Raw genomic sequence first — 19,075 nt, forward strand, 5'->3', positions numbered from 1 at the left:
GGCTCAGCCCATCCGGAGGCGCAGCACCGGGGTGAGCGCGGCGGCGCTGCGGGCCCGGTACGCCCCGAGCCAGAGCCCGGAGCCGTAGGCGATGTCGTCCAGCCGCTTGAACCCCAGGTACCGCACCGGGTCGAGGCCGTCGCGCTGGTAGTGCGTGTACCAGTCCACCAGCCCCTCGCCGACCGCGAGCAGCAGCGCCACCCGCCGGATCCGGCGCGAGGCGAGCACCGCGAGCAGCGTGACCGGCCAGTAGTGCCTGCACGCCGCGGAGGCGATCCGCCAGAGCCCGGCCGCGAAGCCACGGCTGACGTAGATGGCCGCGATCCGGTTCGGGTTGTCCAGCCCGGTGAGCACCCGGCGCAGCCGCAGCCCGGCCGCGAGCAGCGTGGCGAAGCCGCCCGCCGCGCCGAGCCGGGTGCCGGAGCCGAAGAGCACCGCCGCGAGCACGGTCCAGGCGGGCAGGGTGAGCGGGGAGACCAGCTCGGCGTGGCGCTCGGCCAGCGGCGCCGCGCCGGTGCCGTAGTACCGCCTGCGCGCGAACCAGGAGCGGAAGCTCACCCGGTGGTCGTGCGCCACCCTGGCGGCCGGCTCGTACCGCAGCCGCCTGCCCGCGCGCTCCAGCCGCCAGCACAGGTCGACGTCCTCCGCGACCCGCATGTCCTCGTCGAAGCCGCCCACGTCGAGCAGCGCCTGCCTGCGCACCAGCAGCGCCGCGCTCGGCACGTAGCTCACCACGGTGTTCGAGCGCACCGCGGCCTCGCGCCGCCCCAGATCCAGCGACGACCGCGCGTGCTCGTAGCGGGCGAGCGCATTGGCGCGCGGGTCGAGCGCGACGATGCGCGGCGCCACCAGCGCCACCTCGGGGTCGCTGAAGTGCCCGAGCATGACCTCCAGCCACCCGGTGCGCGGCACCACGTCGCTGTCGAGGAAGGCCACGTAGTCGGTGGTCGCGGCGCGCAGCCCGGCATTGCGCGCGGCCGAGGGGCCGAGCGCCCGCTCGTGCCGCAGCACCCGGACCGCCGCCCGCCCCGGATCGCGCACCGGCTCGGCCGAGCCGTCGTCCACCACGATCACTCGATGGTGCTCGGAGATCCCGGCCAGCAACCGGTCGAGCCCGGCGGCATTGTCGCGCAGCGGCACCACCACGGTCACCTGGTCCGGCGAGGGCAGCAGCCGGGGCCGCGGATTGCCGACCCCCGCGTCCAGCAGCCGCCGCGCCACCCCGGCCGAGCGCTGATCGGTGACCTCCAGGTAGCCGTCGCCGATCATCGCGGCGGCCTCCGGCGCGAGCCGGAGCAGCCGGGCGGGCGACCCGCCGATCAGGACCCGGCCCCCCGAGAACGCGCGCACCCGCGGATCGATCCGCACCCCGAAACCGTCGGGCAGGCGATCGTGGCGCATTCCTGCGATGCTAGGCCGAATCGGCGGCGCGGGCATCATCGGCCGCCGCCACCTGCGGCGTTGCCGGGAGCGGCGGCGCGTTCCCGGCATACCGGGGGCAACCCGCGGCGCGGGGCGGAAAACTGCAACACGTTACAGTAGACCGGCGCCCCGGCCGCGCGGTGAACCGCGCATCGCCCCACGCATGCGGGTTGACCGGGCGCGCCGCGCGCGGAACCGCCCCGCCCGCGCGGGTTCTAGACTTCGATGGGGAACGCAGGTGAACGGCGAGTGACGGGTGGCGCACATCCGCGGCGGTAGAGGTGGCATGGGAGTCGGACGCACACAGGCCAACGGGGCGGGCAACTCGCTGTCGGAGGCCGAGATCGTCGAGGCCGCGCTGCGGGTGGTCCGCGAGGACGGCGTGGAGAAGCTCTCCATGCGGCGACTCTCCCGCGAACTCGGCGTCTCGCCGATGGCGCCCTACTACTACGTGGCCGACAAGCGCGAGCTGCTCGACCTGGTGGCCACCGCCGCGCTCACCGGACTCCGCACGCCACCGCCGGATTCCGGGCCCTGGCAGGTGCGGCTGCGCGACCTGATCGACCAGATCGACGAGAAGCTGCGCAAGTACCAGGGGCTCGGCGACATCCTGCTGGAGCAGATGCTCGGCAAACAGCTGGACCTGATCACCGCCATCATGGAGATCCTGGTCGACGCGGGCTTCGACGACCGCAATGTGCTCGCCGCCTACGCCACCATCCACACCTACCTCTTCGGCCGCAGCCGGGTGAATCCGCGCGACCGCTACTCTCCCCCGGACGTCACCCTGCCGGAGCCGGTGGCGCGGGCCAGCCGCTACATCGCGGATCTGCGCGGCCGCTACTCCTACGACTTCGGCATGGATGTGCTCGTGGCCGGGCTGGAGGCCCAGCTTGTCCGCCGGCCGCGCGCCGACGTAGGATAAAACTGAAACACGTTCTAGTTCGCGCGTCGCTCGCGGCGCAGCCGGGTCCGGAAAGGACGACATGACCACCGTCGAGGTCCCCCATGGTTCGCGTTCGGCCGTGCTGCGCGTCGCCGCGGTCGTCGCGGAGACGGCCGACGCCTGCTCGCTCGTCTTCGACGTGCCCGCGGAGCTGCGCGAGAAGTTCCAGTACAAGCCGGGGCAGTTCCTGACGCTGCGGATCCCCAGCGACCGCACCGGCTCGGTGGCGCGCTGCTACTCGCTGGCCAGCTCGCCGCATACCGACGACGCGCCCAAGGTGACGGTCAAGCGCACCGACGGCGGCTACGGCTCGAACTGGGTCTGCGACAACGTCAAGGCCGGCGACGAGCTGGAGGTGCTGCCGCCCTCCGGCGTCTTCACCCCCAAGGATCTCGGCGCCGACCTGCTGCTCTTCGGCGCGGGCAGCGGTATCACGCCGGTCATGTCCATCCTCAAGTCCGCGCTGGACCAGGGCTCCGGCCGGATCGTGCTGGTGTACGCCAACCGCGACGCCGCCTCGGTGATCTTCGCCGACGAGCTGCGCGAGCTGGCGCAGCGCCACCCCGGGCGGCTCACCGTGCTGCACTGGCTGGAGAGCCTGCAGGGGCTGCCGAGCACCGAGCAGCTGGCCGGGCTGGTGGCCCCCTACACCGAGCACCACGCCTTCATGTGCGGGCCGAAGGCCTTCATGGACCGGGTGCACGACGCGCTCGGCACGCTCGGCGTCCCCCGCGACCGCACGCACGCCGAGGTCTTCAACTCGCTCGCCGGCGACCCGTTCGCCGAGCACACCGTGGCCGAGGTGAGCGCGGAGGACGCCGCCGACGCCGCCACCGTCGAGGTGGAGCTGGACGGCGAGACCCACGAGCTGCGCTGGCCGCGCAAGCAGACGCTGGTCGACATCATGCTCGACAAGGGCATCGACGTGCCCTACTCCTGCCAGGAGGGCGAGTGCGGCTCCTGCGCCTGCACCGTGCTCGAGGGCAAGGTCGAGATGGACAATGCCGAGATCCTCGACCCCGAGGACATCGAGAACGGGTACATCCTCGGCTGCCAGGCGCGGCCCATCACCGATCGGCTGCGCATCCAGTTCTGACGCTTCAGCTCGCAGGGCGGTGCGTCAGCGCAGGGCGCGGTACCGCGCGCGCTCAACCGGGTCGAGGTGCTCGGTGGCGTAGCTGAGCGCGGTGCGGCCCATCGCCGCCGCGTGCGTGTCGAGGAACGCGGTGAGCACCGCGCGATCCACCCGCTTGCCGACCTCCCGCAGCATCCAGCCGGCGGCCTTCTGCAGCAGGTCGCGGCGGTCCGGCAGCAGCCGCTCGACCAGCTCCAGGGTGGTGCCCGGGTCACCGGCCTTGATGAAGGCGAAGGTGCTGAGCAGGGCGACCCGGCGCTCCCACAGCGAGTCGGCGGCGGCCAGCTCGAACAGCGGGTCGCGCGGGCGGTCGAGCAGCCAGCGGCCGGTGATGTACTCCGCGGAGGCGTCGACCAGGTCCCAGTTGTTCACCCGGCCGCCGCGCACCGCCGCCAGGTACAGCTCGACGATCGCGCGCTGGGTCTCCTCGTCGCGGGTGCGCGGGCGGGCGGCGAGCTCGAAGCGCCGGTTCAGGATGAACAGCGCGGCCAGCCGCTCCTCGTGCACCGGGCTCGCCAGCAGCTCCTCGACCTGGTGCAGCGGCAGCTCGGCGAAGTCCTTCGCCACCGCGCGGGTGGCGGGCACCCGCACCCCGATGAAGACGTCGCCCTCGCCGTACTCCCCCGGCCCGGTCTTGAAGAAGCGCCGCAGCCCCTCGGCATCCGCCGGGTCGGCATGGGCCGCCAGCGCCGCCCGCACGGCTTCCGCCGAAGCCGATCCGGCCGCCGCACTCCCCGGGCCGGGTGCCACGCCCGGGGCGCCGCCACCGTCGGCGCGCCCGCCCAACTCGCGGCCGCGACCCGCGGGCATCACGGCAACCCGGCGCCGAGCAACCGCCCCGACTCGAACGCCCCTGCGCTCGGCGGCAACGGGCCAGGACGCCCGCTGGTCCGCACCAGGATGGTCCCGTTGCCGGTGCTCGCCCGCCCCAGCTCGTCCATCCGCCGCACGGTCTGCGCGGCCACCGCGGGCGCGCTGTCGAAGAGCCGCACCCCGGGGGGCAGCGCGGCCAGGATCTCGTCCGCCATGAGCGGGTAGTGCGTACAGCCGAGCACGACACCCTCGACCCCCGCCGGCGTGCGCTCGGCGGCCGAGGCGATGGCCCGGCGCGCGACGGCGAGCTCGCCGCGGTCGATGGAGTCGGCGAGGCCGTGGCAGGCGATCCCCACCACCTCGGCCGCGCCGCCGAACCGGGCGATGAGATCGGCCTGGTACCGGCTCGCGGTGGTGGCCGCGGTCGCCCAGACCGCCACCGAGCGGCACTCCGCCGCCGCCGGCTTGATGGCGGGCACGGTGCCGACCACCGGCACTCCCGGCCCCACCATGGCCCGCAGCTGCGCCAGCGCGGTCACGCTGGCGGTATTGCACGGCAGCACGATCACCTCGGCGCCGAGCGCCAGCGAGTCCGCGGCGGTGTCGAGCACCCGCTGCACCGTCCACGCCTCCGGCTTGGGCCCCCACGGCGCACCGTCCGGGTCGAGCTGGAGCAGCAGGTCCACGTCCGGGCGCAGTTTGCGCAACCATGCCGCCGTCGGCAGCAGGCCGAGCCCCGAATCGATGAGCGCCACTATCACATCGATCACCGTATTACAGGCCCCGGACACCCGTCCGGGCGCGGCTCAGGCGGGCGCGAGCACGTCCGCGACCCGTGCGCCCGCGGCGATCTTGCCGCGCGCCTTCATCACCTTCCCTGCCATCCCGGCGCCCACCACCGCGGTGAGAATCCCGTCCCGCGAGTAGTACGCGATGAAGGCGTGCCCGTTCCCCGGCTCCACGTGCAGATCGTCGGCCGGGCTCGGCCGCCCCAGCGCCTGCAGCTTGAGCTCGTACTGGTCGCTCCAGAAGTACGGCACCTGCGCGGGCACCGCGGGCACCTCGGTGCCGGGCACCAGCTCGGCGAGGATGTGCAGCGCCACCACCCGCGCCTGCTCGCCCGCGCTGGTCCAGTGCTCCATCCGCCGGTGCGCACCGGTGGCATTGCGCCAGGCGGCCACGTCGCCGGCGGCCCAGACCCCGGCCGCCGAGGTGCGCCCGTTCTCGTCGGCCAGCACCCCGCCCCCGGCCCCGGCGGGCGCCAGCTCCACCCCGGACCGGGCCAGCCACTCCACCTCCGGCCGCGAGCCGACGCCGAACACCACCAGATCGGCGGCCACCTCGCTGCCGTCGCTGAGCTCGGCCCCGCGCACCGCCCCGTTCTCGTCGGCGTGCAGCAGCGAGACGCCGAGCCCGCAGCGCACGTCGACGCCCTTGGCCCGGTGCATCTCGGCCACCCGCTCGCCGACCTGCTCGCCGAGCACCCCGGCCAGCGGCGCCGGCTGCGGCTCCACCAGCACCACCTCCAGCCCCTCGGCCCGGAACGACGCCGCCACCTCGCAGCCGATGAACCCCGCACCGATCACCAGCGCGCTGCGCGCCGAGCCGACCGCGGCGCGCAGGCCTGCGGCGTCGTCGTGGGAGCGCAGCACGTGGATCCCGGCCAGCTCGGGCAGCCCGGTGAGCCGGCGCGGGCGCAGCCCGGTGGCGATCACCAGGTGCGCGTACTCCAGCTCGGCGCCGTCGGCCAGCAGCAACCTGCGGTGCGCGGTGTCGATCCCGGCCGCGGCCACCCCGAGCCGCAGCTCGATCTGCTTCTCGGCGAAGAACTCGGGCGGCCGCAGCGCCGTGTCCTCGACCTCGCCGCGCACGAACTGCTTGGACAGCGGCGGGCGGTCGTAAGGCGGCCGGTCCTCGTCGCCGACCAGGACGAGGCCGCCCTCGTACCCGGCCCGCCGCAGCTCCTCTGCGGTTCGCAGCCCGGCAAGGCCTGCGCCGACGATCACGATCGGTGCGGTCATCGCGTTCTCCATTCTCGAGAATGCCGTTATCATACCTGGAACGAGGTAGCTATCACCCTAGCAAGTGCTTGGTTGGTCGTCAGCACCGTCGAATTCGCCAGGAAACGCCGAACGGCGCCGCCCCGAGGGGCGACGCCGTCCGAAGAACCGCGATGTCAGGACATCACTTGACGATCTTGGTGACGCGACCGGCACCGACGGTGCGGCCACCCTCACGGATCGCGAAGCGCAGCCCCTCCTCCATGGCGACCGGCTGGATGAGCTTGACGCTCATCTCGGTGTTGTCGCCCGGCATGACCATCTCGGTGCCCTCGGGGAGGGTCACGACGCCGGTCACGTCGGTGGTGCGGAAGTAGAACTGCGGGCGGTAGTTGTTGAAGAACGGGGTGTGGCGGCCGCCCTCGTCCTTCGACAGGATGTACGCCTGGCCCTCGAACTCGGTGTGCGGGGTGGTGGTGCCCGGCTTGATGACGACCTGGCCGCGCTCCACGTCCTCGCGCTTGATGCCGCGGACCAGCAGCCCGACGTTGTCGCCGGCCTGACCCTGGTCGAGCAGCTTGCGGAACATCTCGATGCCGGTGATCGTGGTCTTGGTCGTCTTCTCCTTGATGCCGACGATCTCGACCTCTTCGTTGACGTTCACGATGCCGCGCTCGACGCGACCGGTGACGACGGTGCCACGACCGGTGATGGTGAAGACGTCCTCGATCGGCATCAGGAACGGCTTCTCGGTCTCACGCACCGGGTCCGGGATCGACTCGTCGACCGCGTCCATGAGCTCCTCGACGGACTTGACCCACTTCTCGTCGCCCTCGAGCGCCTTCAGGCCGGAGACCCGCACGACGGGGGCTTCCTCGTCGAACTCCTGCGCGGCCAGCAGCTCGCGGACCTCCATCTCGACGAGCTCGAGGATCTCCTCGTCGTCGACCATGTCCGACTTGTTCAGCGCGACCAGGATGTAGGGCACGCCGACCTGGCGGGCGAGCAGCACGTGCTCGCGGGTCTGCGGCATCGGGCCGTCGGTGGCGGCCACGACCAGGATGGCGCCGTCCATCTGCGCCGCACCGGTGATCATGTTCTTGATGTAGTCGGCGTGGCCGGGGGCGTCGACGTGGGCGTAGTGCCGCTTCTCCGTCTGGTACTCGACGTGGGAGATGTTGATCGTGATACCACGAGCCTTCTCCTCCGGCGCCTTGTCGATCTGGTCGAACGCGAAGGCCGCGTTCAGATCGGGGTACTTGTCGGCCAGCACCTTGGTGATCGCCGCGGTCAGCGTGGTCTTGCCGTGGTCGACGTGACCGATGGTGCCGATGTTGACGTGCGGCTTCGTCCGCTCGAACTTCGCCTTCGCCACTTTGTGTCCTCCTGGACTGTCTTGGTGCTTGCAGTTGCAGCAGTGCGGTGGTCTCCCCCGCACTTACACGGGGAAAGGGTATTGCGTACGCCCGGGAGCGTTTTACTCGCCGGTCGCCTTGGCGATGATCTCCTTCGACACGTTGGCCGGAACCTCCGCGTACGAATCGAACACCATGGAGTAGTTCGCCCGGCCCTGGGTCTTCGACCGCAGGTCACCGATGTAGCCGAACATCTCCGAGAGCGGAACCAGCGCCTTGACGACACGGGCACCACTGCGTTCCTCCATGGCCTGGATCTGGCCACGGCGGGAGTTCAGGTCGCCGATCACATCGCCCATGTAGTCCTCGGGCGTGATCACCTCGACCGCCATCAGCGGCTCGAGGATGACCGGACCGGCCTTGCGGGCCGCTTCCTTCAGGGCCTGCGCGCCGGCGATCTTGAACGCCATCTCCGAGGAGTCGACGTCGTGGTAAGCGCCGTCGAGCAGCTTGGCCTTGATGTTGACCAGCGGGTACCCGGCGAGCACGCCGTACTGCATGGCGTCCTGGATACCGGCGTCCACCGACGGGATGTACTCGCGCGGCACGCGGCCACCGGTGACCTTGTTCTCGAACTCGTAGGTCGCGCCGTCCTCGCCGACGAACGGCTCGAGGGCGATGATGACCTTCGCGAACTGGCCGGAGCCACCGGTCTGCTTCTTGTGCGTGTACTCGAGCTTCTCGACGGTCTTGGTGAGCGTCTCGCGGTAGGCCACCTGCGGCTTGCCGACGTTCGCCTCGACCTTGAACTCGCGGCGCATCCGGTCCACCAGGATGTCCAGGTGCAGCTCGCCCATGCCGCCGATGACGGTCTGGCCGGTCTCCTGGTCCAGCTTGACCGAGAAGGTCGGGTCCTCCTCCGAGAGCCGCTGGATCGCGGTGCCCAGCTTCTCCTGGTCGGACTTGGTCTTGGGCTCGATCGAGACCTCGATGACCGGGTCCGGGAAGGTCATGGACTCCAGCACGATCTGGTTCTGCGGATCGCTCAGGGTGTCACCGGTGGTGGTGTCCTTGAGGCCGATGACCGCGTAGATGTGCCCCGCGGAGGCCGCGCCGACCGGGTTCTCCTTGTTGGAGTGCATCTGGAACAGCTTGCCGAGCCGCTCCTTCTTGCCCTTGGTGGAGTTGATCACCTGGGCGCCGGAGTCGACCTTGCCGGAGTACACCCGGACGTAGGTCAGCTTGCCGAAGAAGGGGTGCACCGCGATCTTGAACGCCAGCGCCGCGAACGGCTCGGAGGCATCCGGCTTGCGGGTGAGCAGCTCCTCTTCCTTGCCGGGGATGTGGCCCGTGGTGTTCTCCACGTCCAGCGGCGAGGGCAGGTAGTCGATGACCGCGTCCAGCATGGGCTGCACGCCCTTGTTCTTGAACGCGGAGCCGCAGAGCACCGGGTAGAGCTCGGAGGCCACCGTCATCTTGCGGATGGCGCCCTTGATCTCCTCGATGGAGAGCTCCTCGCCGCCGAAGAACTTCTCCAGCAGCGCCTCGTCGGACTCGGCGACGGTCTCCAGCAGCGCGGTGCGGTACTCCTCGGCGCGCTCCTTCAGATCCTCCGGGATCTCGACGACCTCGTACTCCTCGCCGAGCTTGGTCTCGCCGCGCCAGACCTTGGCGTTGTTCTCGACCAGGTCGACGATGCCCTCGAAGGTGTCCTCGGCGCCGATCGGCAGCTGCAGCACCAGCGGCTTGGCGCCGAGGCGCTCCTCGATGGTGCGCACGGTGAAGTAGAAGTCCGCACCGAGCTTGTCCATCTTGTTGACGAAGCAGATCCGCGGCACGTCGTACTTGTCGGCCTGACGCCACACCTGCTCGGACTGGGGCTCGACGCCCTCCTTGCCGTCGAACACGGCCACGGCGCCATCGAGCACCCGCAGCGACCGCTCCACCTCGACGGTGAAGTCGACGTGCCCGGGGGTGTCGATGATGTTGATCTGGTTGTCTTTCCAGAAGCACGTGGTCGCGGCGGAGGTGATGGTGATACCACGCTCCTGCTCCTGCTCCATCCAGTCCATCGTGGCCGCGCCGTCGTGGACCTCACCGATCTTGTACGTGATACCGGTGTAGAAGAGGATGCGTTCGGTAGTGGTGGTCTTACCGGCATCGATGTGCGCCATGATGCCGATGTTGCGGACCTTGTTCAGGTCGGTGAGCACGTCCTGTGCCACGGAAATCTTCCCCGCTCTGCTCTCTGGGTTGAGTCTTCGGTTGTCAACGCCGGAAGGGACACCGGAATGCCCCGTTCTCGACCGTGAGCCTGCCGGCCCCGACAGCGATGACGGGCCGGGCAGGAATCACCAGCGGTAGTGCGCGAAGGCCCGGTTGGACTCGGCCATCTTGTGCGTGTCCTCGCGGCGCTTGACCGAGGCGCCGAGGCCGTTGCTCGCGTCCAGCAGCTCGTTGGCGAGCCGCTCGATCATGGTCTTTTCCCGGCGCGCGCGCGAGTAGTTGACCAGCCAGCGCAGCGCGAGGGTGTTGGAGCGACCGGGGCGGACCTCGATCGGCACCTGGTAGGTGGCGCCACCGACGCGGCGGGGCTTCACCTCGAGGGCGGGCTTGACGTTGTCCAGCGCGCGCTTGAGGGTGACGACCGGGTCGGTGCCGGTCTTCTCGCGCGCCTGCTCCAGCGCGCCGTAGACGATGCGCTCGGCGGTGGACTTCTTGCCGTCCAGGAGAATCTTGTTGACCAGCTGGGTGACCAGCGGCGACCCGTAGACCGGGTCGTTGATCAACGGACGCTTGGGAGCGGGACCCTTGCGCGGCATATCAGCTCTTCTCCTTCTTGGCGCCGTAGCGGCTGCGGGCCTGCTTGCGGTTCTTCACGCCCTGGGTGTCGAGCGAGCCGCGGATGATCTTGTAGCGCACACCGGGGAGGTCCTTCACACGACCGCCGCGGACGAGCACCATCGAGTGCTCCTGCAGGTTGTGGCCTTCACCGGGGATGTACGCCGTGACCTCGATCGCGCTGGTCAGGCGAACACGCGCAACCTTGCGGAGCGCGGAGTTCGGCTTCTTGGGGGTCGTGGTGTACACGCGGGTGCACACGCCACGGCGCTGGGGGCTGCCCTTGAGCGCCGCGGTCTTGGTCTTGGCGACCTTGTCACGGCGACCCTTGCGGACCAGCTGGTTGATGGTTGGCATAGACCGGCTTTCCTCAGTTGTTATCGCGGTACGGGAACTTCATGGCTCAGCTGCACGTCCGACCCCATTTCTCGCGTCCCGAGGTCGGGCGTGTCGCGCGCGGTACGGAACCCCGGAATCCAGGCACACCTGAGGGGTCGGCCGCTCTCGCTGGCCTACGTCTGCACACGAACCTGCCCGCTACCTTCCGGGCACAGCGGTCCACGATACCCGTGACCTCGAGAAAGGTCGAAACGGGGTGGTCAGCGGGCCAGGTTCAGGGTCAGCGCCATGAGTTTGCGGACGGACTCGCACGGGTCCGGGTGGCTGGAGCCGGCGCGGTAGTTGAGCCACCAGCCGATGACGCCCTGGTCCGGCGCGCTCGCCACCATGCCGCAGGAGTCGGGGTCGTTGGGCCTGCGGATCTGTAGCACCAGCGCGCTGTCGACGGTGACGTTCTCGGTCGTGTACCCGAGCTTGTTGTTGGTCTGCTTCTCGTTGCCGAGCGAGCCGTTCTCGTACCAGTTCAGGGTGGCCATGCCGTCGCCGCCGGGCGCGCCGATGAGATCCCACATGCAGACCGCGCCGAAGAAGGAGTCCTCGGCGGTGACGCCGTCGCCGACCGCGGCGCCGATCTGCTCGTGGCTCAGGATGTCGCACTCGCGGAGCAGCTTGTCCAGCCTGGTGTCGACCGGCTGGCTCTCGCCGACGCCCATCGGGGTGCCGGTGATCTCCCGGCCGCAGCCGCTCAGCGCGGCGGTCAGGGCGAGCGTGGCCGCGAGCGCGGCGCCGCCCCGGCGCAGTCCGTTCCGCATGGGGCTCCTCACCGGATCCGCTGCAGCGTCAGCTCGGCCAGCGCGCGGCTCCGGTCGCAGGGGTTGCCGGTGACGAACGGCCCGAGGTTGGTGGACCACTCGAAGAAGTCGTCGCCGAGCTGGATGGCGAGGTCGCAGATCGAGCCGCCGGGGTCGAGCGCGGCGAAGCCGGGCTTGCCTGCCACCTCGATCTGCTCGGGGGCGCGGCCGTTCACCGTCACCCAGGCCCGCTCGCGCTCGATCGGGCTGCCCCGGTAGGAGGCGAAGGTAATGCTGGCCGAGCCGAATCCGCCCGCCTGCCAGTTGCAGCCGACCGCGTTCCGGAACACCCGGGTGACCTGGCCGATGCCGCCGATATCGCGGATCTCGGTGTCGGTGACGTTGCCGCATTCGCCGACGAACGGCCCGAGCGCGACGACCTTCGGTGCCGGCCGGGTGGGACCGGTCTGCTCGGAGCCGTCGCCGGAACCGCAGCCCGAGAGCGCGAGCGCCATGGCTGCCACCGCGACCGCCGCCCACTTGATCCGCATGCCACGAACTGTACCGAGTGCCGGGCGGCGCGCCGGTCCTAGAGATTTCCCCGCGCCCCCTGCTCCCGCTCGATCGCCTCGAAGAGCGCCCGGAAGTTGCCCTTGCCGAAGCCGAGCGAGCCGTGCCGCTCGATGAGCTCGAAGAAGACGGTGGGGCGGTCGCCGAGCGGCCGGGTGAAGATCTGCAGCAGGTAGCCGTCCTCGTCCCGGTCGACCAGGATGCCGCGGCGCTCCAGCTCCGCGACCGGCACCCGGACGTGCCCGATCCGGGCCCGCAGCTCGGGGTCGCGGTAGTAGGCCGCCGGGGTGTCCAGGAACTCGATGCCCTGCGCGCGCAGGGTGTCGACGGCGCCGAGGATATCGGCGGTGGCCAGCGCGACGTGCTGCACGCCGGGCCCGCGGTAGAACTCCAGGAACTCGTCGATCTGTGAGCGCTTGCGCCCCGGCGCCGGCTCGTTCAGCGGGAACTTCACCCGGTGGTTGCCGTTCGCCACCACCTTGCTCATCAGCGCCGAGTATTCGGTGGCGATGTCGTCGCCGATGAACTCGGCCAGATCGGTGAACCCCATGACGTCGCGGTAGAACCCGGCCCAGCGGTCCATCCGGCCCAGCTCCACATTGCCGACCACGTGGTCGACGGCGAGGAACACCGGCGCGCCGGTGCGGGCGGCGGTGCGCGCGACGAACCCGGGCCGGAACGGGCCGTCGTAGCGGGAGCGGTCGATCAGCGTGTGCCTGGTGTCGCCGTAGGCGGCCAGCGCCGCCACCCGGACGGTGCCGAATTCGTCGGCTTCGTCGTGCGGCTCGAGCAGCACGGTGGCGCCGCGGGCGCGGGCGGTGCGCACGCAGCGGTCCACATCCGGCACCTCCAGCGCGATGTCGGCGATGCCGTCGCCGTGCTCGCGGTGGTGCGCGGCCAGCGGGCTGGCCGGGTCGACCGCGCCGGTCACCACGAACCGCGCCGCCCCGGCGCGCAGCACGAAGGCCTTGTGGTCGCGGTTGCCGGTCTCCGGGCCGGAGTAGGCCACCAGCCGCATGCCGAAGGCGCTGCGCAGGAAGTGCGCGGTCTGGGTGGCATTGCCGACCACCCAGACCAGGGCGTCCCAGCCGATCACCGGGAAGGGGTCGGCGCCGGGGTCGTGATCCACCAGGCCGACGAGGGTGCGCAGTTCCTGATCGCTCGGAATCGGTTCCACGGTCATCGCCCTACGAGACCCCGCGGTGCCGCAGCCGGGCAAGCTCGCAGGGAAATCGTGGACATGCCGGTACATCCGGCCAGCGGAACCCGGGTTTTCCTTGGCAGAATGAACAGTATGACCAAGAGCCAGGCCCGGCTGGACGAACTCGATCTGGCCATCCTCGCCGCCATGCACGAGTACCAGAAGGCGGGCATCCTGGAGCTCTCCCGGCGTACCAGGGTGGCCCGCGCGACGGTGCAGGCGCGGATCGGCCGGATGGAGCAGGCCGGGGTGATCGCCTCCTACGACCCGCACATCGACGTCACCGCCGCCGGTTTCGACGTGCAGGCCTTCGTCACGCTGGAGATCGCGCAGGGCGCGCTGGAGAGCGTGGCCGAGGAGCTGGCCGCCATCCCCGGCGTGCTGGAGGCGTACGCCACCACCGGCTCCGGCGACGTGCTCTGCCGGATCGGCGCCGATTCGCACGCCGGGCTGCAGGCGGTGCTGCTCAGCATCGACCGGACCGGGTCGGTGGTGCGCTCGCACAGCGTCATCGTGCTCTCCACCGTGGTGCCGCGCCGCACCCTTCCGCTGCTCCGCACGCTCGCGCCCACTGGGACGAGCAAGGCTCCGGCCTACCGCGACACCAGGTAGGCCGGCCCGCTCAGCCGCGGATATCCGCGTCCGGCTCGAGGATCAGCACCTCGGGCTCGCGCTCCGGCTCCAGGAAGCCGAGCAGGGCATGCGCCTCCGCCTCGACCTCCGCGCGCTCGGCCGCGCTCCACTTCCGCGCGGGCACGATCCGCGCGGTGCCGCCGGCGACCTTGTAGTGCCCGGCGACGAAGCCGTCCACCAGCACCGGCGAGACCATGACCGGGAAGGTGCGCTGTGCGGAGTGCGGCAGGATCCGGCCGCGGTCGCGGTGCGAGAGGGTGGCGTTGTCGTACCAGCCGAGCAGCCGGACCGGGGCAGGCACGTCCGGGTCGGTGAGCTCGGCGTCGGCCAGGTCGTAGAGCACCTTGCCGCGCTCGTCGGTGTAGGTGCGCACCCGGTCGCCGAGCGCGTCGACCGCCCGCTTGGCGCCGGGCAGTTTGGACCAGGTCTGCATGTCCGCGGTGCTCGCCGGGCCGAAGGCGGCGAGGTAGCGGGCGAGCAGCTCGGCGAGCGGGTAGCCGGGGTCGAGCGGGGCGCCGAGCCAGGGCTCGATCCGCGCCCAGACCGGCTTGCTGTTGTCCCGCCAGCGCCCGCGCGGCGGCACCTGCAGCACCGGCAGCTGGTAGAGCCATGCCTGCACCAGCGGCCCCGGCTGCCGGTCCGGGTAGTGCGCGAGCGCGGCGGCGCGCAGCTCGGCCGCGGAGATGGGGGTGTCGCCCACCGTCGCCTCGCCGCGGGCCCGCACCTCCTCCGGGTCGAGCCCGACCATGGCGCCGAAGTTGAACCCCTTGCGGAACGGCACCTTCTCCAGCTCCGGCTGGATGTGCGGCGCGATGCGCAGCGCGTCGGCCGCGGTGACCAGGTGGATGGTGCCGCGCATGAGGGTGATCCGGACCAGCGAGCGCTCCTCCAGCCCGCGATCCACCGTCTCCCGGTCGAAGTCGGCGATCCGGCTCCACGCCCCGACGAAGGGCGGCGGGACGTCCTGCGCCTGCAACCCGATCAGGTGCGTGCAGAGCGCGCCGATGCTCAGCCGCTCGCGCGCCAGCAGGTGCTGGCGCGCGAGCAGTGTGCGGTTCAGCGTGCGATCCGAGAGCCTGTCCCCCGCGGCGGTCATGGCGAGCACCGTACCGGCGCCCGCCGACAACCCGGTCAGCGAACGGTGACGACCACCTTGCCGGTGGCGCTGCGCTGCTCCAGCGAGGCCACCGCCTCGGCGGTGCGCTCCAGCGGGTAGGGCACCACCTGCGGCGGCGCGATGGTGCCGTCGGCCAGCAGCGGCTCAACCTCGGCCCACTGCTCGGCCAGGTAGCCCGGGTGCTTGAGCACCCACGCGCCCCAGCCCGCGCCGATCACCTCGACATTGTTGAGCAGCAGCCGGTTCACCTTGACCTGCGGGATCTCGCCCGCGGTGAAGCCGACGACGAGCAGCCTGCCCGCCGGGGCCAGCGAGCGCAGGCTGTCGGTGAAGCGGTCGCCGCCGACCGGGTCGAGCACGATGTCCACGCCGCGCCCACCGGTCAGCTCCTTGACCTGGGCGGGCCAGTTCTCGGTGAGCACCACGTCGGTGGCGCCGTTGGCCCGCGCCACCTCGGCCTTCGCCTCGGTGCTGACCACGCCGATCACCCGGCCCGCGCCGAGCGCGGCCGCCAGCCGCAGCGTCGAGGTGCCGATGCCGCCCGCCGCGCCGTGCACCAGCACGGTCTCGCCCTTCGCCAGCCTGCCGCGGGTGCGTAGGCAGAAGTGCACGGTCAGGTCGTTGAAGAGGATGCCTGCGCCCGCCTCCAGCGAGACCGCCTCCGGCAGCGCGAACACCGTGTCGGCGGGCACCACCGCGGTCTCGGCGACCGCGTTGCCGAGCATGGTCAGCGCGACCACCCGATCGCCCGCCCGCACGTGCGCGCCCTCGGGAGCCTCGCGCACGATGCCGGAGATCTCGCCGCCGACGGTGAACGGCAGCTCCGGCTTCATCTGGTACAGCCCGCGCGACATGAGCACGTCCGGGAAGGCGATGCCGGCGGCGTGCACGTCGATGACGACGCCACCGGGGAACGCCACCGGTTCCGCGATCTCCGCGATCTCGATCGATTCCGGTCCGTCGAGTGTGCTGATCCGGGCTGCGCGCATGGGCCGACCTCTCTCTCCGCGCGGCATCGACCGGGGATGGGACGCCGCGTCCGACCCAACCTATCCGGCCCGGACGCGGCCCTGCCGTGGCATCCCGTTTTGCTATGCTGACCGCGACTTGCGGGAAGGGGGAGTTCTCATGGTCGAATCTGCGGGGAATCCGAGCGAGGCGATCCGGGTGGATCCGGACGTCCTGCGCACGTTCGCTCAGCGCCTCGGCGCCGAGGCGGCGGCGGTCACCGGGCTGGCGGCGGGCGAGCCGTTCGCGGTGCGCGCGCTGCCGGGCACCGGTATCGGGGCGGCGGCCGAGGCCGCGGGGGTCGCGCTGGACGGCGCGCTGCAGCGCATCGGCGCCCGGCTCACCACCGTCGCGGGCACGCTGCGCACCGCCGCCGGCGGCTACGAGCTGAACGAGGCCGAGTTCGCACACCGGCTCGGCACCGTCGGGCTGCCGTCATGACGCTCACCGTCGACGATGTCGCCGCCTGGCTGCCGGAGCAGCTCACCACCGCGGGCGATGCCGCGGCCCGCATCCAGCGCGACCTGGATGGCGCGCTCGGCTCCGCGGTCACCGACACCGCCGCGCTCACCTGGTCCGGCGCCACCGCCGCCGCCGCGACGGCCAGGGTGGAGACGGAGAAGACGCGCGGCTCCGCGGTGAGCGCCGCGCTGCTGGAGCTGCGGACGGCCTTCACCCAGCAGGTGACGAACCTGGCCGAGGCCAGGGCGAAGGTGGTCGCGCTGCGCGACGACGCGCTGAACCAGCCCGCCCCCCTCGGCCCCTACGGCGTCGCCCCGGACGGCACCGTCGACGCCGCCGCCCGCATCGCCTACCTGCGCGCACAGTCCCACCTCGTCGACGTCGAGGGCCTGGTCTTCCAGGAGGCGCTGCAGGCCGCCTCGCGCAGCTGGAACCTGACCCAGGCGCTGCGCACCGCGGAATCCATCGCCACCACCGCGCAGACCGCCATCGAGCAGGCCACCGGGACGCTGCGCGCGGCCTACGACGGCCTCGGCGATCCGGCGCTGAACGTCCCGGCGGCCGCCGCTCCCACCACCGTGCCCGCGAGCACCACCGCGACTCCGGTGTCCTCCAGCGGCAGCAACTCGCACTCCTCGAACGGCAGCGGGACACCGTCCGGCAGCGGCACCCCGCAGTACGCCGCCACCGGCTCGATGCCGACCGGCCCCATGCCGACCGGCGACAAGGCGGAGTGGATCCGGCAGGCGATCGAGGTGCTGCGCGCGCAGGGGTACGACGTGAAGGACAGCGATGCCGCCATCATCGCCATGATCATCGACAAGGAGTCGGGCGGGAATCCGCAGGCCATCAACCTGTGGGACAGCAATGCCGCGGCCGGCATCCCGTCCAAGGGGCTCATGCAGACCATCGACCCCACCTTCGATGCCTACAAGGTGGCGGGGCACGACGACATCTGGAACCCGGTCGACAACATCATCGCCGGGTCCCGCTACGCCATCGAGCGGTACGGGTCGCTCTCGAATGTGCCCGGCATCGTCGCCATGTCGAGCGGGCAGGGTTATCGGGGTTATTGATTCGCGTGCCAGGGCCGCGGCGGGCACCACCGGTGGTAAGTTCTGCGGCGCCGCGCCGGGCTGCTCCCGGCGGCGCACCCCGTTCGTCGCCGGGCACGGCAGCAGGGCGGAGGTCGCACCGACTCTGCGTGAGGGTGTGACCTACGCCCCGTAAAGTCGTCTCACAACAGCACCGCACGAACACGCAGCACACCGTGCAGCGCGAGGAGCACCAGTGTCAGTCGAACAGCCACTCGCCCCGCTTCCCGAGGAGGGCACGGGCTTCGATTCGGCGTGGCCTGTCCGGGCCGGCGATATCGACCAGTACAACCGACTGCGATTCGATGCCGTCGCCCGCTACCTGCAGGACATCGCCTGGGAGCAGCTCACCGGCACCTTCCTGAACCGGACCGATCCGAACTGGATCGTCCGGCGCACCGTCATCGACGTCGTCCGGCCGGTGCTGTGGCCGGACGACGTGCAGCTGCTGCGCTGGTGCTCCGCCATGTCCACCCGCTGGACCAATATGCGGGTCCGGATCACCAGCGGCAACGGCGGGCTGATCGAGACCGAGGGCTTCTGGATCAATATCAGCGAGTCCAACAATATGCCCGCCCGGATCAGCGACGAGGGCCTCGCCTACCTGGCCCGCTCCACCGACGAGCACCGGCTGCGCTGGCGCCCGTACCTCACCGACGCCACCCCGCCGGAATCCGACACCGACCTGCCCTTCCCGGTCCGCGCCACCGATATCGACCAGTACAACCACGTGAACAACGCCTGCTACTGGCAGGCCGTCGAGCAGTTCCTGGTCGAGTACCCCAAGCTGGTGGCGGCGCCGCACCGCGCCGTCATCGAGTACGTGGCGCCGGTGCTGGCGCGGCAGCACATCACCGTGCGCAGCCGGTACGAGTCCGGGGATCGGTCCGGCGGGCCGGTGCTGCGGCTGTGGTTCGTGGTCGGCGGGGCGACGACGACCGTCGTGCGGATCATGCCGCTCCCCGCCTAGCGAGGAGCGGCACGCGGGTCAGCCGCGGGAGGCGTTCAGCAGGTCCTCCTTGGTGGTGAGTTTGACGCGGGGGCGGCCCGTGGTTTTGCCCGCGGTCTTCTCCGCGGTGTCGATCGCTTTCCAGCCCGCTCGGTCGACCAGGTCGGGTTGGCGGGACTCGACCAGTTCCCGCAACGCGGCCCGGTCGGCTTTCGGAGTCGGGAGTTTCCCGGCCACGAAGTCGGCGATCAACTGCTCGACGGTCTCCTCGGAATCGACCCGGTTCGACCCGATCACTCCCCGCGCACCCCGCTTGATCCAGCCACTCACATACACGCCGGTGACCGGTTCACCATCGGCGACCACCCGGCCCAGCTCGTTGGGCACCACACCCTTGCG

19 protein-coding genes and 1 pseudogene are annotated in these 19,075 nt (G+C 71.1%); 6 read left to right on the forward strand and 14 right to left on the reverse strand.

Annotated features, from left to right (window positions below):
- Positions 1-3: 3 nt before the first annotated feature.
- Positions 4-1,401, reverse strand: a complete 1,398-nt coding sequence (mftF, locus tag AB0H71_RS25100) for a mycofactocin biosynthesis glycosyltransferase MftF (protein WP_357025486.1) — start codon at positions 1,399-1,401, stop codon at positions 4-6.
- 307 nt (positions 1,402-1,708) lie between these two features.
- Between mftF and mftR2 the strand changes: the two genes are divergently transcribed.
- Together mftR2 and AB0H71_RS25110 are read left to right on the forward strand one after the other, a co-directional pair.
- Positions 1,709-2,347: a mycofactocin system transcriptional regulator MftR2 gene (mftR2, locus tag AB0H71_RS25105; RefSeq protein WP_357025489.1), complete on the forward strand. Its 639-nt coding sequence runs from the start codon at positions 1,709-1,711 to the stop codon at positions 2,345-2,347.
- Between the two features lie 61 nt (positions 2,348-2,408).
- Entirely contained in the window at positions 2,409-3,464 is a 1,056-nt protein-coding gene (locus AB0H71_RS25110) for a ferredoxin--NADP reductase (protein ID WP_357025490.1), read from the forward strand.
- A gap of 24 nt (positions 3,465-3,488) precedes the next feature.
- On the opposite strand, the gene AB0H71_RS25115 is transcribed toward AB0H71_RS25110, so the two are convergent.
- The 10 genes from AB0H71_RS25115 to hppD all read right to left on the reverse strand — a co-directional run bounded on the left by AB0H71_RS25115 (position 3,489) and on the right by hppD (position 13,395).
- Positions 3,489-4,313 carry a DNA alkylation repair protein gene (locus AB0H71_RS25115; RefSeq protein WP_357025493.1) on the reverse strand — a complete coding sequence of 275 codons (825 nt, stop codon included), beginning with the start codon at positions 4,311-4,313 and terminating at the stop codon, positions 3,489-3,491.
- Positions 4,313-5,077, reverse strand: a complete 765-nt coding sequence (locus AB0H71_RS25120; protein ID WP_357025592.1) for an aspartate/glutamate racemase family protein — start codon at positions 5,075-5,077, stop codon at positions 4,313-4,315. The genes AB0H71_RS25115 and AB0H71_RS25120 overlap by 1 nt, the downstream gene beginning before the upstream one ends.
- Positions 5,078-5,122: 45 nt before the next feature.
- On the reverse strand, positions 5,123-6,337 hold the full coding sequence (locus tag AB0H71_RS25125; protein ID WP_357025496.1) for an FAD-dependent oxidoreductase: 1,215 nt from the start codon (positions 6,335-6,337) through the stop codon (positions 5,123-5,125).
- 163 nt (positions 6,338-6,500) lie between these two features.
- Positions 6,501-7,691: an elongation factor Tu gene (gene tuf / locus AB0H71_RS25130; RefSeq protein ID WP_067653424.1), complete on the reverse strand. Its 1,191-nt coding sequence runs from the start codon at positions 7,689-7,691 to the stop codon at positions 6,501-6,503.
- Positions 7,692-7,793: 102 nt separating this feature from the next.
- A complete protein-coding gene (fusA, locus tag AB0H71_RS25135) occupies positions 7,794-9,896 on the reverse strand; it encodes an elongation factor G (protein WP_357025499.1) in 2,103 nt (700 codons plus the stop codon).
- 126 nt (positions 9,897-10,022) lie between these two features.
- Positions 10,023-10,493 (reverse strand): 30S ribosomal protein S7, encoded by a 471-nt coding sequence (gene rpsG / locus AB0H71_RS25140; protein WP_067653428.1) that lies wholly within the window; start codon positions 10,491-10,493, stop codon positions 10,023-10,025.
- A 1-nt stretch (position 10,494) separates the two neighbouring features.
- Positions 10,495-10,869: a 30S ribosomal protein S12 gene (gene rpsL, locus AB0H71_RS25145; protein ID WP_067653430.1), complete on the reverse strand. Its 375-nt coding sequence runs from the start codon at positions 10,867-10,869 to the stop codon at positions 10,495-10,497.
- A gap of 242 nt (positions 10,870-11,111) precedes the next feature.
- Entirely contained in the window at positions 11,112-11,663 is a 552-nt protein-coding gene (locus AB0H71_RS25150) for a DUF3558 domain-containing protein (RefSeq protein ID WP_357025504.1), read from the reverse strand.
- Between the two features lie 8 nt (positions 11,664-11,671).
- On the reverse strand, positions 11,672-12,193 hold the full coding sequence (locus tag AB0H71_RS25155) for a DUF3558 domain-containing protein (RefSeq protein WP_357025506.1): 522 nt from the start codon (positions 12,191-12,193) through the stop codon (positions 11,672-11,674).
- Positions 12,194-12,231: 38 nt separating this feature from the next.
- The gene (hppD, locus tag AB0H71_RS25160) at positions 12,232-13,395 is read right to left on the reverse strand and encodes a 4-hydroxyphenylpyruvate dioxygenase (protein ID WP_357025508.1); all 1,164 of its coding nucleotides are present in this window, start codon (positions 13,393-13,395) and stop codon (positions 12,232-12,234) included.
- A 111-nt stretch (positions 13,396-13,506) separates the two neighbouring features.
- Here hppD and AB0H71_RS25165 point away from each other — a divergent pair, with 111 nt between their 5' ends.
- Complete coding sequence (locus AB0H71_RS25165; protein WP_357025511.1) at positions 13,507-14,025, forward strand: Lrp/AsnC ligand binding domain-containing protein; 519 nt, start codon at positions 13,507-13,509, stop codon at positions 14,023-14,025.
- Between the two features lie 10 nt (positions 14,026-14,035).
- Here the strand turns inward: AB0H71_RS25165 and AB0H71_RS25170 are convergent, their stop codons facing one another.
- Both AB0H71_RS25170 and AB0H71_RS25175 read right to left on the reverse strand, forming a co-directional pair.
- Positions 14,036-15,142, reverse strand: a complete 1,107-nt coding sequence (locus tag AB0H71_RS25170) for a winged helix DNA-binding domain-containing protein (RefSeq protein ID WP_357025513.1) — start codon at positions 15,140-15,142, stop codon at positions 14,036-14,038.
- 35 nt (positions 15,143-15,177) lie between these two features.
- Complete coding sequence (locus AB0H71_RS25175; protein WP_357025515.1) at positions 15,178-16,152, reverse strand: NADPH:quinone oxidoreductase family protein; 975 nt, start codon at positions 16,150-16,152, stop codon at positions 15,178-15,180.
- Positions 16,153-16,291: 139 nt separating this feature from the next.
- Here AB0H71_RS25175 and AB0H71_RS25180 point away from each other — a divergent pair, with 139 nt between their 5' ends.
- The 3 genes from AB0H71_RS25180 to AB0H71_RS25190 all read left to right on the forward strand — a co-directional run bounded on the left by AB0H71_RS25180 (position 16,292) and on the right by AB0H71_RS25190 (position 18,697).
- A complete protein-coding gene (locus AB0H71_RS25180; protein WP_357025517.1) occupies positions 16,292-16,612 on the forward strand; it encodes a type VII secretion target in 321 nt (106 codons plus the stop codon).
- Positions 16,609-17,709: a transglycosylase SLT domain-containing protein gene (locus AB0H71_RS25185; protein ID WP_357025520.1), complete on the forward strand. Its 1,101-nt coding sequence runs from the start codon at positions 16,609-16,611 to the stop codon at positions 17,707-17,709. The genes AB0H71_RS25180 and AB0H71_RS25185 overlap by 4 nt, the downstream gene beginning before the upstream one ends.
- A 214-nt stretch (positions 17,710-17,923) precedes the next feature.
- Positions 17,924-18,697, forward strand: a complete 774-nt coding sequence (locus AB0H71_RS25190) for an acyl-ACP thioesterase domain-containing protein (RefSeq protein ID WP_357025522.1) — start codon at positions 17,924-17,926, stop codon at positions 18,695-18,697.
- 18 nt (positions 18,698-18,715) lie between these two features.
- On the opposite strand, the pseudogene AB0H71_RS25195 reads toward AB0H71_RS25190, so the two are convergent.
- Positions 18,716-19,075, reverse strand: a pseudogene (locus AB0H71_RS25195) (ferredoxin); the annotation flags it as partial.

This window comes from Nocardia sp. NPDC050697, assembly GCF_040654395.1.
In the GTDB taxonomy this organism is placed as follows: domain Bacteria; phylum Actinomycetota; class Actinomycetes; order Mycobacteriales; family Mycobacteriaceae; genus Nocardia.